18 protein-coding genes and 1 pseudogene are annotated in these 15,439 nt (G+C 29.6%); 5 read left to right on the forward strand and 14 right to left on the reverse strand.

Translation table 11 applies throughout. The features are described 5' to 3' along the window. The first annotated feature begins 132 nt into the window (after nucleotides 1–132). On the forward strand, nucleotides 133–636 hold the full coding sequence (locus tag J2Z43_RS13825) for a zeta toxin family protein (protein ID WP_209457696.1): 504 nt from the start codon (nucleotides 133–135) through the stop codon (nucleotides 634–636). Between the two features lie 63 nt (nucleotides 637–699). Here J2Z43_RS13825 and J2Z43_RS13830 read toward each other — a convergent pair whose 3' ends face one another. The 3 genes from J2Z43_RS13830 to J2Z43_RS13840 all read right to left on the reverse strand — a co-directional run bounded on the left by J2Z43_RS13830 (nucleotide 700) and on the right by J2Z43_RS13840 (nucleotide 2,124). Beyond that, complete coding sequence (locus J2Z43_RS13830) at nucleotides 700–1,134, reverse strand: thioredoxin family protein (protein WP_209457697.1); 435 nt, start codon at nucleotides 1,132–1,134, stop codon at nucleotides 700–702. A gap of 82 nt (nucleotides 1,135–1,216) precedes the next feature. After that, nucleotides 1,217–1,510 (reverse strand): hypothetical protein, encoded by a 294-nt coding sequence (locus tag J2Z43_RS13835; protein ID WP_209457698.1) that lies wholly within the window; start codon nucleotides 1,508–1,510, stop codon nucleotides 1,217–1,219. A gap of 8 nt (nucleotides 1,511–1,518) precedes the next feature. Next, nucleotides 1,519–2,124, reverse strand: a complete 606-nt coding sequence (locus J2Z43_RS13840; protein ID WP_209457699.1) for a DUF2599 domain-containing protein — start codon at nucleotides 2,122–2,124, stop codon at nucleotides 1,519–1,521. Nucleotides 2,125–2,487: 363 nt separating this feature from the next. Between J2Z43_RS13840 and J2Z43_RS13845 the strand changes: the two genes are divergently transcribed. Both J2Z43_RS13845 and J2Z43_RS13850 read left to right on the forward strand, forming a co-directional pair. Then, a complete protein-coding gene (locus J2Z43_RS13845; protein ID WP_209457700.1) occupies nucleotides 2,488–2,706 on the forward strand; it encodes a hypothetical protein in 219 nt (72 codons plus the stop codon). 72 nt (nucleotides 2,707–2,778) lie between these two features. Beyond that, a complete protein-coding gene (locus tag J2Z43_RS13850; RefSeq protein ID WP_209457701.1) occupies nucleotides 2,779–2,970 on the forward strand; it encodes a hypothetical protein in 192 nt (63 codons plus the stop codon). Nucleotides 2,971–4,245: 1,275 nt separating this feature from the next. Here J2Z43_RS13850 and J2Z43_RS13855 read toward each other — a convergent pair. From J2Z43_RS13855 to J2Z43_RS13910, 11 genes and pseudogenes are all read right to left on the reverse strand, one after another. Then, nucleotides 4,246–4,920, reverse strand: a complete 675-nt coding sequence (locus J2Z43_RS13855; RefSeq protein ID WP_209457702.1) for a TetR/AcrR family transcriptional regulator — start codon at nucleotides 4,918–4,920, stop codon at nucleotides 4,246–4,248. Between the two features lie 162 nt (nucleotides 4,921–5,082). Then, nucleotides 5,083–6,081, reverse strand: coding sequence for an ornithine cyclodeaminase family protein (locus tag J2Z43_RS13860; protein ID WP_209457703.1), 999 nt, complete (start codon nucleotides 6,079–6,081; stop codon nucleotides 5,083–5,085). Nucleotides 6,082–6,123: 42 nt separating this feature from the next. Then, nucleotides 6,124–7,695, reverse strand: a complete 1,572-nt coding sequence (locus J2Z43_RS13865; protein WP_209457704.1) for a BCCT family transporter — start codon at nucleotides 7,693–7,695, stop codon at nucleotides 6,124–6,126. 437 nt (nucleotides 7,696–8,132) lie between these two features. Beyond that, a complete protein-coding gene (locus J2Z43_RS13870) occupies nucleotides 8,133–8,402 on the reverse strand; it encodes a BCCT family transporter (protein WP_327786976.1) in 270 nt (89 codons plus the stop codon). Between the two features lie 3 nt (nucleotides 8,403–8,405). Next, on the reverse strand, nucleotides 8,406–8,570 hold the full coding sequence (locus tag J2Z43_RS13875) for a hypothetical protein (RefSeq protein ID WP_209457706.1): 165 nt from the start codon (nucleotides 8,568–8,570) through the stop codon (nucleotides 8,406–8,408). Nucleotides 8,571–9,488: 918 nt separating this feature from the next. After that, nucleotides 9,489–9,764: a relaxase MobL gene (gene mobL / locus J2Z43_RS15085; RefSeq protein WP_268828410.1), complete on the reverse strand. Its 276-nt coding sequence runs from the start codon at nucleotides 9,762–9,764 to the stop codon at nucleotides 9,489–9,491. Nucleotides 9,765–9,769: 5 nt separating this feature from the next. Further along, nucleotides 9,770–10,325, reverse strand: a pseudogene (mobL, locus tag J2Z43_RS15090) (relaxase MobL). Nucleotides 10,326–10,401: 76 nt separating this feature from the next. After that, entirely contained in the window at nucleotides 10,402–10,566 is a 165-nt protein-coding gene (locus tag J2Z43_RS13895) for a hypothetical protein (protein ID WP_209457708.1), read from the reverse strand. Beyond that, entirely contained in the window at nucleotides 10,566–10,820 is a 255-nt protein-coding gene (locus J2Z43_RS13900; RefSeq protein ID WP_209457709.1) for a hypothetical protein, read from the reverse strand. The genes J2Z43_RS13895 and J2Z43_RS13900 overlap by 1 nt, the downstream gene beginning before the upstream one ends. Further along, nucleotides 10,820–11,083 carry a hypothetical protein gene (locus J2Z43_RS13905; RefSeq protein WP_209457710.1) on the reverse strand — a complete coding sequence of 88 codons (264 nt, stop codon included), beginning with the start codon at nucleotides 11,081–11,083 and terminating at the stop codon, nucleotides 10,820–10,822. The genes J2Z43_RS13900 and J2Z43_RS13905 overlap by 1 nt, the downstream gene beginning before the upstream one ends. Nucleotides 11,084–13,421: 2,338 nt before the next feature. After that, complete coding sequence (locus J2Z43_RS13910; protein WP_209457711.1) at nucleotides 13,422–14,147, reverse strand: L-2-amino-thiazoline-4-carboxylic acid hydrolase; 726 nt, start codon at nucleotides 14,145–14,147, stop codon at nucleotides 13,422–13,424. A gap of 157 nt (nucleotides 14,148–14,304) precedes the next feature. On the opposite strand from J2Z43_RS13910, the gene J2Z43_RS13915 reads away from it, so the two are divergent. Both J2Z43_RS13915 and J2Z43_RS13920 read left to right on the forward strand, forming a co-directional pair. After that, a complete protein-coding gene (locus J2Z43_RS13915) occupies nucleotides 14,305–14,748 on the forward strand; it encodes a MarR family winged helix-turn-helix transcriptional regulator (protein WP_209457712.1) in 444 nt (147 codons plus the stop codon). A 65-nt stretch (nucleotides 14,749–14,813) separates the two neighbouring features. Next, nucleotides 14,814–15,413, forward strand: coding sequence for a nitroreductase family protein (locus J2Z43_RS13920; RefSeq protein WP_209457713.1), 600 nt, complete (start codon nucleotides 14,814–14,816; stop codon nucleotides 15,411–15,413). Nucleotides 15,414–15,439: the final 26 nt, after the last annotated feature.

The following is a 15,439-nucleotide window of genomic DNA, read 5'->3' on the forward strand; positions in this document are numbered from 1 at the left end:
GTTAATGGTGCGGGTAAGTCTACACTGTATAAGTCAGATTATCTATCAGAAGGAATAAAATAACTTCCATATATCAACGCAGATAATATTTTAAGAACCTTTACTGATGATTGGAAAAGTTCTGAAAATCAAATGAAGTCTGGACGTATGGCTATAAAAGAAAGAAATAGATTAATTAAAGAAGAAGAATCATTTTGCCAGGAGACAACACTAACAGGTAAAGGTATTCTAAATTCATTAAAAAAGATAAAAGATCTGGGATATCAAATTAATATGTATTATGTTGGTGTAGATGATCCTAATATATCTTTAGAAAGAATAAAGAATAGGGTCAGTAAAGGCGGTCATGGCATTGATGAAGAAGTAGTAAGGCGTAGGTATGAAAGTTCATTGGAGAACTTAAAAGAAGCCTTTAAGATATGTGACAATATAACTATCTATGATAACACAAGAAACTTTACTAAAATAGCCTGGTTTGAAAAAGGTGACTTAGTTTTTTATAAAAATAAAAATAATGTTTCATGGTTAGAAAAAACTTTAGGAGCTGATTTATTAAAGACTCAAAAAGAACAAGCCATAAACAGAAATAAAAGAAAAATGAAGACTAGGAATTTGGATAATGAAATAGAAAGATGATTAAGTTGATAAAATTTAACAACTTAGATATAAAAAATAGGATATCAAATGATGTCCCATTTTTTATTTATACTTTATAAATTTGTTTATTTTATCAGATAAAACGTGTTTGTTCTCAAAATCTTTTTCTTCAAATAATAGTGTATTACTAATATTGTTATCTTTTAATCGAACGGCATATGGTATACTTTCTACCTCATATTTCTTTAATATCTTATTGAATTCTTTATTATCTCTCCACTCATCAGTATTAAAATAGTATACATTTTTATTCTCTTTCTTCATTTCTTCTAATAATACTGGATAAACTTTATTACAATAAGGACATGTTTTTCTTCCAAAGTAAACTACCTCATCTTTTGCACTTTCAAAAAAAGATAAGTTTCTAATAGGTATTAAATCTACTTGAGAAGTAAATAAACCCTTTGATGTAATTGGAATTAAAGCAATAATAGCAATGGTGCAAATTATATAAATAAGTTTACTATTAGATTTCATATGACCTCCATAAAAGGAATTATATATTATTATTATTAATTAAATTATTAAGGCCTAAGATAATCCTTAGGCCTTATTGCGATTACTTTTTATTTTTTTTACTATTCCAAACATTAGCAATTACTAATAATACAATTTGTGTAATAATTACTATCATTGATACAGGATCTCCATCCAAACCTAAATCATCTACAAAGACAATTGATTGTGAATAATTGACCATGGTAATAATTATTGCAACAAATGAATTAATGTAATAATATACTTTATTTAAATCTTTTGAAATATAAAAGTACATATTAATAATTGATATTAATAAAGCTAAGTATGAATAAATATTAAAATTTAACTCTGATATAGTTCCTCCACCTAACATATTTTCTATTAAGGATTGCAGCGTTTAGCTACAACTACTCCATAATTTGTTGATGTTCTATGTGGTTCGATATTCCAAGGAGTCTTCCATTTGGCATTTTGTGTATGACAAATATATTGTAATCGCAAAGATTCAGTATTCTTCCATCTTTTATCTTTAGAGTAGTTTCTTTTTATTATCCCCCAACTTTCTGTTACTGCTGCTGAATAGACATCTTTTTTCAAAGCAGTATCAATAAATTCTTTTGTTGGAGAAATACTTAGCGAGATTTCTCCACTTCTATTGATCCATTTAATATAATTGAAATACTTCTTTACTATTTGTCTTGCTTGAATTTCTGACATAGAACCGTCTTGGCCGTCCTGCAATTCCTTTAAGAATCCAACATTATTTTGAATATTTTCTTCACTAAATCCCTCATCTGAACCATACATCAAAATATATGTTTCTCTATATTCATCCATTTTTTCCTTTGATATCTTATCCTCTTGTTCTATGCTTATTTGATTTTCTTGTACATCAGTTATTTCTGCATTAACAACTGTAGTCATAGGTGTTGCCACTGTAACTGCAATTGCAACTGTAGCTATAAACTTTCTTATTTTACTGTTCATTATTACCCCTCCTAAAATAAAATAGAATACTTAACCACTTGATCTAATTTTCGTAGAAAGATATATTTTAATCCAATATATTCCTCATATATTGATATTATTATATTTATTTCTATAAATCTATAAAATGTCAAAACTGGTCATTTAAACTACATAAGTGGGATAAGGAGTTTTAATTTGACAATAATGTTAATTAAATTATCTACCTATACGATTATAAAAATATTTATGTCTACCAGGAATAATATTTCAACTACTTATTACTTGGTATAATTTTTAGAAGGAATAAAAGAACTTCCATATATCAACGCAGATAATATTTTAAGAACATTTACTGATGATTGGAAAAGTGCTGAAAATCAGATGAAGTCTGGACGTATGGCTATAAAAGAAAGAAATAGATTAATTAAAGAAGAAGAATCATTTTGCCAGGAGACAACACTAACAGGTAAAGGTATTCTAAATTCATTAAAAAAGATAAAAGATCTGGGATATCAAATTAATATGTATTATATTGGTGTAAATGATCCTAATATATATTTAGAAAGGATAAGAAATAGGGTATGCTATAATAAATTATGACATTAATATAGTAAACTTTTACAAATTTTAAAGTCTAACATAGATAAAATTAGTATATAGGGGATGATATTTATGAAAAAAAATATATTAAAAGTTATAAACCCAATTGTGTATATATTAGCAATAATTCTTTTGATTTTAGTTTCCACTGTTGGAAAAAATGTTTCATTACAACCGGTTTTAGATATTTTCGTCAAAGGATATTTTTTTCTTGTAATTACTACTGTAGTTATTAATACGCTGAATTACTTCTATAAAAAATAGCTAAATTTACTATTAGGAACTTTGATATTTAGAATAAAATTAATGCCCCTACAATCCATTTATATGGACTATAAGGGCATTTTTACTATACCTCTTTAAATGTATTTTAGAAACTAATTAAAATTTATTTTCGTCTGTAAATAGCAGTATTTCTACTATCCTTACCCTTCTGTATTTAAAAATGTTTAATGTCTAAGTAGTCACCCTCTAACAAGCCCTTTTTTACGTAACTATAAGAAAATGTCAATAAACAGATTTAATTAGCTTAAACAGGGCATTGCTTACGTTATTCAATAAAAAAACCTAGCAAATTGTTCTATTTGCTAGGTTGTGTTCTCTAGAAATCTATTCTTATTCTTTTTTCATAGATATCAAATATATAATAAAAGATACTATTATTAATAATAACGGTATGTATTGTATTAAAAATATATTTTCTTGACTCATATAAAACTTTATAAACTCATTTAACAAAAATGAACCCGCACAGATATAAATTGCAATAATTAAATGTTTTTCATTATTCATAATAAATTTCCTTTCTAAATTTATTTATACTTTACATCTAAATATTTATTGTGATAAATTTTATCAACTCTATATGTTGTTTTATATTTCTTTCCACCTTGATAATGATCAATTCGAACTTTTTTAAAGGTTATATCTGCGTATCCAGCCAATTACTCCATTTATTAGGATTAGCAGGTATTGTTGCAGAGACTTAAACTAAAAATACACAACTGGGCATTTAAATAGCATAACTGGGACACCTGGTTTGAAAATGGTAACTTAGTTTTTTATAAAAATAAAAATAATGTTTCCTGGTTAGAAAATACTTTAGGAGCTGATTTATTAAAGACTCGAAAAGAACAAGCTATAAACAGAAATAAAGGAAAAAGGAAGGCTAGGAATTTGGATAATGAAATGGAAAGATGAGTAAGTTAATAAATGTTCCCCCTTAGGGGGAAACCCATTTCATACTCTCCTTTAAGTAAGTAGTAAACCTTAATGCTAGTATTGAACATTAATGCGCGTACTTGAATAACAGCTAATTTGCAAGATAATTAAAGCAAACATAATGGTTGATGTCAATGTTATGTTTCAATAAACACTGCTGGTTTCTTCACTAATTATTAAAAGAGCAGATATTCGGGAGAACGGCTGGCATTGCTTTTTTATTACCCAACAAGCCGCAAAAAAATATTCGCAGCCAAATTATGCATTGATTGTACTTACTGCGATCCTTGTCAAGCATTGATATTTATCCCTTGATTTTTATCGACTTCTTTTAATTGCAATAAATTCGCCAAAATACTTCTTAAATTTCTCTAAAGAAACTTCAATCATTTCTTGATTAACCAATTCTCCTTTAGCATATAATTCCTGGAGGAAACCTGCTGTTAAAATGCCCGCAATATTATTTATATCTACCTTATCTTCTTCTTTAAAATATCCATCTTGAATACATAATTCTACAAGATAAAGGCAACGAATTTCTGTATTTGGAGCATTGACAAACTCCGCAATGCGTTCATTACGAAGATCATGATGCAGCCAATCTGGAAATACTTCTGAAAATGTCTTTAATTTTCTTTGTATATTACTCGATTGAGATGAAAAGAATATATATGAATATAATTGGGGGTTTTGAAATGCATACCGGCAGTATGTCAGCCAAATTTCCATCAGATTATCAAGACTATCAATTCTACGCGCAAGAATGTCACAGCATTCACTGAAGTATTCTGTTATGCAGTATATAGATGCCCATTCTTTCAACTCATCCAAGTTATCAAAGTAGTTATATAATGTGGCACTGTTATAACCTGCTCCTTCTGAAACATTACGTATTGTCAGATGATCCACACCTTCATTTGACATAATATTAGCTGCTGACTCGATAAAATATAACATAACTCTTTTCTTTTTTAATGTAATATTCGTTTTCATAACTAATCTTCCTTTTTATAATTGTATAACAATATCGTATCACTAATTTGTTTATTCAACAATAATAAACTTTTATAATTTTAAAACACCTTCAAGGCTTTCATTTAACCTTGAAGGTGAATATCTAAGTTTATGAAAAAGAAAGAGAGAAAAAAAAAGTCCTTATAAAAATTTTCTACAAGTAAATAACTTATAAACTTCATATGTAGCTATAGCCATAGATACATCCAGTACACAAGATCCAACACTTTCATATAAAGTGATTTCTTCATCATTTTCACGAGCTATAACATTGCCTACAAGGCAATCACCGACAGATCCAACGACTTTATCTTTAGAAACCACTCCCTTTTCTACAGGTATTAAGATATCCCCTGCAGCTTCCCAGAGCCCGTCCACATGTTCTGTAATGATTCGTGCTGCTTTTACAACTGTTTCTTCATCAATTTCCTGCATGAATGGTGTAAAAGAGCCTATCGCATTGATATGGGTACCGGGTTTTAATTCAGAACCATTAAATACTGGAGTAAGAGAAGGTGTGCACGTGCAAATAATATCTGAATTAAATACTAATTCACTAACTGACTTGCATTTTATGATCCTATATGGTTTATTTTGAACCTTTGCGACCTTTGCGATTCTCTCTGCAAATTTATCCACCCTATCAGGTATTGGGTCATAAATTCTTAACTCTGTCAGCTCCCTAACTTCCTGTATGGCGAGAACCTGTGTATAGGCTTGTACACCCGTACCGATTACACCCAAACAATGAGCGTCTTTTCTAGCCATCAAATCTGTGGCAACACCAGCACTGCCGCCAGTCTTAATTGCAGTTAGATAATCTGCATTGATTAAAGCAACTTGTTCCCCCGTTCCAGCAGAATAAAGACTAATTTTAGAAATTACACTTGGCAGTCCCTTAGAAATATTGTCCTTAAATACTGCAGAAAATTTAGATCCAAAAAAGGGAACATCTAAACAATTTGCCACTAGCCATTGACCACAGTTTTCCTCTCCTCTTATTGGTCCAACAACCCTGCCCGGTGCATATCTTTTCCCTTCTGCAGAAGCCTTGTATGCTTCTCTTATCGTTTCAAGAGTCAGACCGATATCTAATGCATCTTGAACTTGTTCCTCAGTAATAAATAACATCTTGCCCATTTTTTCCTCCTAGTATAATTAATTTATTTCACTCTTGATATATCATAACTGGATTTCATTATCCGATTTAAATGATTCATCATCAATTCTTAATGATTTATTCTGATACAATAGTTTCCCGGCTTTAAGTACGCTCGGTATTAGTACAACATAGAAGAAGATTAAAGGAACCCCGCAGATTACAATAAAATTCTGCATAGCGCTCATTGCATCATTTCCTCCAATTATTACCAAAACAGCTGCTACAATGCCTAGAAGAGCTGCAAATAACCCACGAATCCACGGATAAGGCACTTCCATATGTGTAGTCTGGACCGCCATACTGTACGCAGCTCCTGCTCCTGTTGTTATTAGAAATAATACAATCAAGATTAGAGCAAGCGGCATCATGAAGAACGAACCCGGAAGATGCTGTATCAAGCTTATCAGCACGCTGGGTAATCCTGCAGAACCAAGCGCTTCCGTTAGAACCCCTGCGTTTATCATTTCAAAGCCAATTGCAGACCCACCAAAAATAGCAAACCAAATGCCTGTAATAAGCGGGCATACAAATGTAATACCAAGTAAGATCTGACGTAATGAACGTCCTTTTGACATACTTAAGGTCAACACTGCCATTGACGGTCCATAAGCAATGAACCAAATCTGATAGAAGACTGTCCATCCACCCATCCATGTTACATCTAGTCTAGATAAGGACATAACGAAGAAATTCTGAATAAATAATCCAAGACTGCTTACATAACTGTCAACTACGAACATTCCAGTACCAAGTAGCAAAATAGATATAGCAAATATCGCTCCTAAATAAATCGTCGCTTTAGAAAGAAAATCCATACCTTTTTTAAGCCCCGTAGCTGCACCAAATATAAACATTACTGCTGCAATCAGAATTACAACTACTTGGGTCATAACTGTGTTAGGAATGCCCCACACAGCATTTAAAGCAAATGCTATCTGAAGACCAAGAAAGCCTGTTGGACCAATTGTTCCTGCAGCAACACCAATTAAAGCAAAAATATCAAAGGCTTTACCTGCAACACCATTTGATGCTTTTTCACCGCCAACTAGATAAAGCATAGAACTAGGTCTATTTGGGAGCCCCTTTTCATAAATTACATAAGCCAATAGTGGTATACAGAAAGCTGTTGCCCCCCAGACCAAATACCCCCAGTTAAAAGCACCTTGAGCTAAAGCATAGCCGGCTGCTGTAAATGTCCCTGCTTCAACACCTTCAAAATGTGGGGGTACATTCACAAAATGATAGAAGGGTTCTGCTGCTGCATAAAAAACACCTCCTCCTGCAAGCATGGTTGTAATGAGGATTGCATACCAGCTAAAGGTACTCATTTCTTTTTTAGCATCTTTGCCACCGATTCTAATATTTCCGAATTTTGATATAGCAACAAATAATGCTATCAACCAGAAAATTAACATCATCAGCTGTATAAACCCACCTAAGTAATTAGTTATAATATTAAAACCACCTGAAATGACTGCATATGTGGCTTCACTATTAACCAAGGCGGATATTGCGAATAGAATTAAAAATCCTGCCAAAATTCCAAATCGCAACCACTCAATGTTTCCTTTTCCCATCCTATTCTTATCCATTTTTACCTCCTTAAATGTATGAATTTGTTAACACTTTCATAAAATAACCATATGTTTAATTTTAATCAACTGATTATAATTTGTTAATAGGGTCTGCTAATTTCTTCCTTAACAATTACTCCTGGTATCTCTTCTTTAACTCTCAATTGCTTATTTGATATAATGACTTAGCCGCCTTAATTGCACCTGAAATCAATATAATATAAAATACTATAAGCGGTAATCCACATATCACTATAAAGCTCTGCATAGCACTCATTACATCATTTCCTCCAATCAACACTAAAACTGTAGCGGAAGTACCTTAATAAAATAGCCAATAGGGCTCGAATCCATGCTTATGGCACATACATATTTGTGACTTAACAGACATACTGTATGCTGCTCTATATCCTCTCGTGACAAGAAATAAATAATTAATATCAAGGCTAAAGGAATCATGATATATGAGAGAGATAATTCTTGCAGCAAGGCAATAAAACACTCGGTAACCAAACTGAGTTCATAACAGTTGATAATATTCTAGGGTTTTGCATCTCAAATCTGTTTGCAGTTCCACCAAAAATTGAGAACCAGATACCGGCAATCAGTGGATAGATTACACCAATTCCAATCACCACTTCTCCTAATGTACGTCCTTTAGACAAGCTTAATGCTAATACCACCATGGAAAGCCCATATTCAAGAAAAGAAATATGATAGAAAATTGTCTAGTTACCTAACCAGGCAGCGTCCGCCCTTAAAAATGCCATAGCAAAAAAATTATAGATAAACACACCTAGACTATTGATATAGAAATCAAATACAAATAGTCCACATCCTAAAGCCAAGATACCTGCAGCGAAAACCACTCCAAGATACACTGTTGCCTTCAACGAAAAGCCAATGTCTTTCTTTAAACCTGTTGATCCACATGCCGAATATCCCCAATTAAAAGCATTTACCTCAAAAGCATTCCTACTGCTTTACCCTACAATAATCGCTTTGTAAGTAGCACTACCTTTTATTAAAGAAGCCATAATAAATAAGATTAAAAACCTATGAGGATACCAAAACGTACCAACTCAACATTGGATTTCATATTATTACTTTTTTCATTTAATCACTCCTAAAGGAATGTGAACTTTTTATCATTATAATCCTATGTCTATATAATAATCATATGTTTACTTTTTGTCAATTTGTTTTTTATTAAAATTCTTTCAGTAAATTAATACCCCTATAGATGATCCAATATCGAGTTTTGATTCGATATATAAAAATAAGATAGCGTTTTGTAGACATTACAGATAAAGCATTAGAAGAAGAAAAGAAATCCATTCTTAAAAAGCTAGAAGAATTAAAAGAAAAAAGTGAACCTGTTTTAACATAAATTTATGTCTTTAAAATGTAGGTGTATAACAGGAAAAGGTATTATATAATAACTTATTTATAATACAAAATAGGCCTAAGAAATTTCTTAGGCCTTATTATATTTTTCTATTTCTAATCATAGCTTAAAATAATCCTACTAGGAATTGACAACTTATTTAAAGCAAATCCATGAAGTCTGCAACCTTCAACTGCTATTCATTATAAGTGCAATATATCTATTTAATATTTGAATCTGCAAACTTCAAATAGTTATCTTATATATTCAATTTCGTTTTGTAATTTGTTAAACTCACGTTGGTTTTTATAATTATTTACTTCATTTCCGAGTACTCTTTTTAGTTTGTTTATATCCTTATTATTTATTTTTATCGTTGATTTTTTTATATTTTCATTTGAATATAATAAACCTTTTATCTCTTTTATTGTAGATTCCCCATTCTTTTATAGAGATCTTTTATTTTATTTTCCTTATAGTTTTTATAATAATTGTGTTTTCCTTCTCCGTACGTATATAGTAAATTTTCTTGTTGTTCATCTAATAGTTTTATCAATTCTTCGTATTCTTCCTTCTTATAGTTCTTTAGATAATGCTCCGTAATTTTATCTAAATAAACTCTACTCTCTTTCATTGTATTATATTCATATGCCCATTGTTTTTTATCTTTAGGAAGATTTTCAATTGCTTTTTTATACAATAACTTTAATTGAACATCATTATTGAGTGTTTTTTTTGTTTGCCTAGTATCTTTTTATGATTAATTTTTTTATAGTTCTTATCGTAATCAAGCAATGTATTAGTGAATTTGCTTTTCATTTTATCTAATGTTTTTGGTTTACGTTTACCTCTTTCTTTTGTTGGATGTGGCACACACATAGCAATATGTACATGAATATTATCAGTATTATAGTGTATTGATGCCGTCCATATAGCACTATCTTTTAATTTTTCTTCTTCTAATAAACAATTCATTGCATTGCATGTAGCTTCCCTTATTAATTCTTCATCTAGTTCTTGTGTCTCAGAATTATATAAACCTTGTTCCTCTAGCTTCTTATTATTAAAAGAAAAAACATCTTGCCATAAGATGCTTTCGTTTTTCTTTGCTATTGAAAATAAATCTTTTATTTTTTTCTTCATTTAAGTTGCTCTTATCAGTACTAAATAAACCAGTGCTTTTCATTTCATTTTCCATATAATCGTTATATAAAGAGTATTGATTATATGCTTTATCTCTTTTTGCTTCTTCTCTATCTATGTAATCAACATATGTTTAAAATTTTTAGAAGATGAATATACAAATTTAGTTTTATTAATTATAAAAGGACTGCTCATTAATATAACGCTCTATCATTTTTATATTTATAATCAAAAATCCTTTCCTTAACCACTTTTTTAGCTTTTATAAGTACATCTGATTCCAACTCATTTGTAACAGCCAGTTCTTCATCCCCACCTATATTTTTTAATATTAATATTCCATTTATAATCTCTATCATTAGTCTATTCCATTTAATGCAATCCTTATTTTTTTAAGTTCTTCTTCTAGATAATTTATTGTACTTGCATGTATTTCTTCACTAAGCAAATTAATTGTATCTTTTTGATTTAAATGTATTTTATCTTTATGATCCTTTATTCTTCTTAATGTTATTGAAGCGTTTTTATCATCATGATCTATTTGTAAACGATTTGTATAATTAATACTTTCATCACTCATATAATAATGCTTTCTTATTTTGTTTTCACTCACTAATATTCCTCCTTACTATTGTTTAAATCAATTATATTTTCCTCCATAAATGAATTAATTGTTTTTGTATTAAGATCGATAACACCTAACACCTTTTTTACTAAAGTTTCATATTTACTTTCTACCTCTATTACTTCATAAGACAAAGCCAGTTTATCTATATAATTTTTTAAAAGTTGTTGTCTTGTTATTCCTTTTTTTTTAGAGATTAAATTTAATTCATTTACTGTCGTTGCTGATAAATTTCTGATCTTAATTTCCATATTTTAAATAAACCTCACTAATAAAAATTTTAAAACCTAAACTTTAACTTCAAAGTCCTTTTTTAAATGCAAGAGCATAAGGGATTTCTGTCCCCCGACAAGCGTGGGAGCTAGGCAAAGCCTAGCGAAATCCTGGGTACAATAAAAATCAAAAAACACATAAAAAACACATGCCATAACACACCGTTAACACACATATTTTTACTATTATTTTTATAAAAAATTATAGTGTATTATTGCAAGATGTTTTTTTAATAAAACAATTTGAATTGAAGGAATAAGGATTTTAAATACTGAAACTATGGCTCTGTATAATAGGTAATAAGAGAAGTTACGTGTAATGAAATGAACTATTTATTTGAAGAATAATAAAAAAAATAGTTAAATAAGGACTTGTTTAATGTACTATTACATAGATAATATTCATTTTCATATATCAATATGAAAAACATATGCGATTAGAAATAGAGGCAAGTGTAAGCAGAAGACTTTATATGAAATGAAAATAAGTTTGTAAAAACACTACTTTAATTACAGTAGATATTATACTAAAATTACGATGCAATCAGCGAAAATATCACTAGTGAGAAGAAATGTTTTAGACAATTAAATAAAACTGTAAATAAAGATATTTGATTTTAGAAGAAATGTTTTTTATATATTTCAGAACCTTTTTTCATTGTATTTTTTTGAATTACTTGTATAAGTAACATAATATGCATCTCTTTTATATGTTTAATTTACTATTAGAAATTAACGAATTGTTATCAATTAGCTTAATAAGATTAAAATATTAAAATATAGAAAAGAGGATTATATGTGAAAAAATAATAGTAAAAATCAATGGTCAAACAATGGTTATTGGCATGGTTTTTTTATGGTTATCTATATTTTTCGAGTACCCTGGATTTCGCTAGGCTTTGCCTAGCACCCACGCTTATCGGGGGGCAGAAACCCCTTATGCTCTTGCATTAAAAAAACAAGATTTATATAGATAGAAGTTTTAATACGATTTTCCTTTAATATCTATTGCATTTAAATAACAACTTAGATTTATAAATCACTAAGAAACAATTAAAGATCGCTTTGTTTAGATGAAAACTATATAAAGTCTAAATTCGATCATATGGAAGATAATATTCTAACTATCATCAGAAAGAGTTTAATAATGAATTAAAATAAGAAATCTATCCCCAATTATTGTGCCAGAGTTGGATACACAATCTAAAGAAAAGGGTTTGGCAAGACTAATATTAAAAAGGATACATAAAGCGTTTAGCATCATTAAATTTACTTATAAAATATAAACCATATAAAAAAACATTAGGTATTATTGATCTAAATACAAAGGTCATTAATTCCTTTATGGAAGAAAATTTAATAAATGTTGAGCAGATTTTAAATAAAAGACTAATGTATCGGGAACCATGAACAGATTATAGCATTAGGATAGAGCCGTAATTTAGAAAGTTTGTGGGTGATTATATATAATAGAAGGGGTGCGAAAACTTGAAACGACTGAGTATACAGTTGTATATTATCGTACATAATTATTTCTTTATGAATAAAAATAGTTCTGTTTTTTTACAAGCTATTTTGAGAGCATAAGGAAATAATAGCGTCGATTTCAGCTCCCTCGTGCCAGTTGTATAAAAAGAAAATATTCATCCTATAAAACAATAAATACTTTAATATTTATTGTTTTATAGGATGAATATTTTTTATGAAAAGAGAAAAATTTGATAGGTTAGTATAAATGGATCACATAGAATATATAAATAAAAAAGTTAGAGGAAAAAGTTCAACAGAACAATGTAAAGAAATAAAAATAACAAGGAAAACTGTAAGAGAAAGATTTTTAAGTAAGGATATTTATATAATAAAAATCAAAATAAGTTAACTATTTTCTAAATGCCAATTTTAAGACTTGTTGTTTTAATACAGATAAATTGTAGATAAAAAGGTCTTTTTTCTTGTACTGCTTGGATATTAATTTAAATAATTTTATTTAGATTTCAGCTCAATTTAATATCACAGTACAAATTCTTATTTTTAGATATACTCCTATAGGAATTTTATTTATTTTTGTTTTTATTACTATCGAGTACTACTCCAATAAGTAAACCAAAGGACAAACAAATAGCTAAATTTTTAAATAGTAGACCGAAAGTAACGCCAAAGCATAATCCTTAGCCTAGATAACTTATATTTTCATTTTTCATATTTTCTACTCCTTCAAATTTCTATTTATCTATATTATATTAAAATACTTTAAAATTTCAGATACTCTATTATATTCTTTATATATTCAAATTCCGGAAAGTCACTAAATAGTATTTCATATTGCTAAAAAATCCTGTTCAGATTCATTTATTATTGCATTTTTCTTCTCTTCACCAAAGATATCTTTGTATTCATTCATAGCATTATCTATAATTTCACTTGCAGCTACTACTCCTAAATTATAAAATGCTACTCTCTTATAAGCGTTTAAAACATGCCCACACTGATATAAGAAATCTTTAACAACTCTTTCTAGTACATCCTTTCTTTTTTCAAACATCTTATTTAAATCTTCTTCGCTTTTAAAGTAGAAATCAACCCAATTAAAAGTACAAAGAGAATCTCCAAATGAAATAGATGTATCCAAACTAAATTTATTTTCTGGATTAAATCCATACGCTAAACTTACATCAATATTTGAACAGTATAATTTACTATACTTCTCTAGACCATATTTTTTCCAGCTATCACTCCAGCCACAAGAGGTCATTTTAGTTTTAAACGATGGTGAAATACTTTCTAACTCTGTTTTTGACCATCCTTTGCTATCTACCCATTCACCATAAACTGTGTAATTTTCTACAGTTAGTTCCTCGCCATCCTTCAGACAGCGCATTGCGCAACGCATACCTCTTTCTCTTCCAAAAGTAACCACTGATTCTCCAGCTACCTTAATTCCTTTTTCTCCACTTACCCTTTCAGAATGCTTTGCTAGAAGACCAAATAAAACCGCATGATCGTCTATATAGAAATCATTTGCCAATTCTTCTCTAGTTTTCAAGATAAACTCCCCCTTGTTAGTAATATTTTATTTGTAAGTCTTGATTTGATTATACTAAAACTAATCTGGCAAGTCATTAATTTAGTATTTTGACATATAAAAATATATATTTTTTAAAAGGCTTGCATTTATTACTAATTAGTAATATAATTAAATCATGAAAACAAATAATAATTCTTATGGAGAAAAAAACGACTTAAATTTAAAGACATTAATAGCGGTTACTAGAAGCGCAAACAAGTTAAACAGAAGATCAAATACTATCTTTAGAAATCATGGGTTATCAACTATGCAATTTGCAGTTTTAGAAGTTTTGTATCACAAAGGCGACCTAAGAATTGGCGAAATTATCGAAAAGATTTTAGCGACTGGTGGAAACATGACTGTAGTAATAAATAATTTAGTTAAGGAGGGAATGGTTGAAAAGTGCACTGATCCAAATGATAGCAGATCTAATATAATACACTTAACGGACAAGGGTAAGGACAAAATCGAAGAAATATTCCCAGAGCACTTACTGGATTTAAATGAGTTTTTAAAAGATATTTCTTTTGAAGAAAAACATATTTTAATAGACATATTAAAGAAATTAGGCGTATAGAATATACGCTTTAATAAAACAAATATATTACTAGTTAGTACTAAATTATAGAGGAGGAACTAAAAATGGAAAGAAATTTTAAAGAGGCATTAAAACATAGAAGAAGTTATTACGGAATAACAAATGAAAGTCCTATCTCGGATGAAGAAATACAAGAAATAATGAATTTTGCAATACTGCATACACCATCGGCATTTAACTCTAGAACTAGCAGAATCGTTCTACTGCTTGGCAAAGAACATTTGAAACTATGGGAAATTGTAAGAGAAACGCTTAGAAAGTTAGTACCAGCAGATAAGTTTGGCCCTACAGATGTGAAGATTGATTCATTTGCTAATGGATACGGATCGGTTTTATTTTTCGAAGACTTTGCTCCGTTAGAGGCGGCTAAAGCTGGTGCTGGATCATACGCAGATAAGTTTGGAGATTGGTCAAACCACACTTCAGGAATGCACCAACTCGCAGTTTGGACAATGTTAGAAGATGCTGGATTTGGAGCTTCTCTACAACATTACAATACAATAATAGACGATGAAGTAAAGGAAACTTGGAGAATAAATAAAGAGTGGAAGTTGATTGCTCAAATGCCATTTGGTGTTCCAACAGCAGAACCAGGAGAAAAAGAATTCGGATCTACAGCTGAAAGAATGCAGGTTTTTAAATAGGTTTAAATTTTCGATAAATTTAGTAA

This window comes from Metaclostridioides mangenotii (assembly GCF_017873185.1).
GTDB classification, from domain to species: domain Bacteria; phylum Bacillota; class Clostridia; order Peptostreptococcales; family Peptostreptococcaceae; genus Metaclostridioides; species Metaclostridioides mangenotii.

What these genes read in the sequence shown, in the direction of transcription:
- J2Z43_RS13915 (WP_209457712.1), top strand. Translation starts at nt 14,305, where the DNA reads ATGAAAACAAATAATAATTCTTATGGAGAAAAAAACGACTTAAATTTA.
- J2Z43_RS13850 (WP_209457701.1), top strand. Translation starts at nt 2,779, where the DNA reads ATGAAAAAAAATATATTAAAAGTTATAAACCCAATTGTGTATATATTA.
- J2Z43_RS13825 (WP_209457696.1), top strand. Translation starts at nt 133, where the DNA reads ATGAAGTCTGGACGTATGGCTATAAAAGAAAGAAATAGATTAATTAAA.
- J2Z43_RS13855 (WP_209457702.1), bottom strand. Translation starts at nt 4,920, where the DNA reads ATGAAAACGAATATTACATTAAAAAAGAAAAGAGTTATGTTATATTTT.
- J2Z43_RS13835 (WP_209457698.1), bottom strand. Translation starts at nt 1,510, where the DNA reads ATGTTAGGTGGAGGAACTATATCAGAGTTAAATTTTAATATTTATTCA.
- J2Z43_RS13845 (WP_209457700.1), top strand. Translation starts at nt 2,488, where the DNA reads ATGAAGTCTGGACGTATGGCTATAAAAGAAAGAAATAGATTAATTAAA.
- J2Z43_RS13895 (WP_209457708.1), bottom strand. Translation starts at nt 10,566, where the DNA reads ATGATAGAGATTATAAATGGAATATTAATATTAAAAAATATAGGTGGG.
- J2Z43_RS13920 (WP_209457713.1), top strand. Translation starts at nt 14,814, where the DNA reads ATGGAAAGAAATTTTAAAGAGGCATTAAAACATAGAAGAAGTTATTAC.
- J2Z43_RS13830 (WP_209457697.1), bottom strand. Translation starts at nt 1,134, where the DNA reads ATGAAATCTAATAGTAAACTTATTTATATAATTTGCACCATTGCTATT.
- J2Z43_RS13860 (WP_209457703.1), bottom strand. Translation starts at nt 6,081, where the DNA reads ATGGGCAAGATGTTATTTATTACTGAGGAACAAGTTCAAGATGCATTA.
- J2Z43_RS13865 (WP_209457704.1), bottom strand. Translation starts at nt 7,695, where the DNA reads ATGGATAAGAATAGGATGGGAAAAGGAAACATTGAGTGGTTGCGATTT.
- J2Z43_RS13840 (WP_209457699.1), bottom strand. Translation starts at nt 2,124, where the DNA reads ATGAACAGTAAAATAAGAAAGTTTATAGCTACAGTTGCAATTGCAGTT.
- J2Z43_RS13905 (WP_209457710.1), bottom strand. Translation starts at nt 11,083, where the DNA reads ATGGAAATTAAGATCAGAAATTTATCAGCAACGACAGTAAATGAATTA.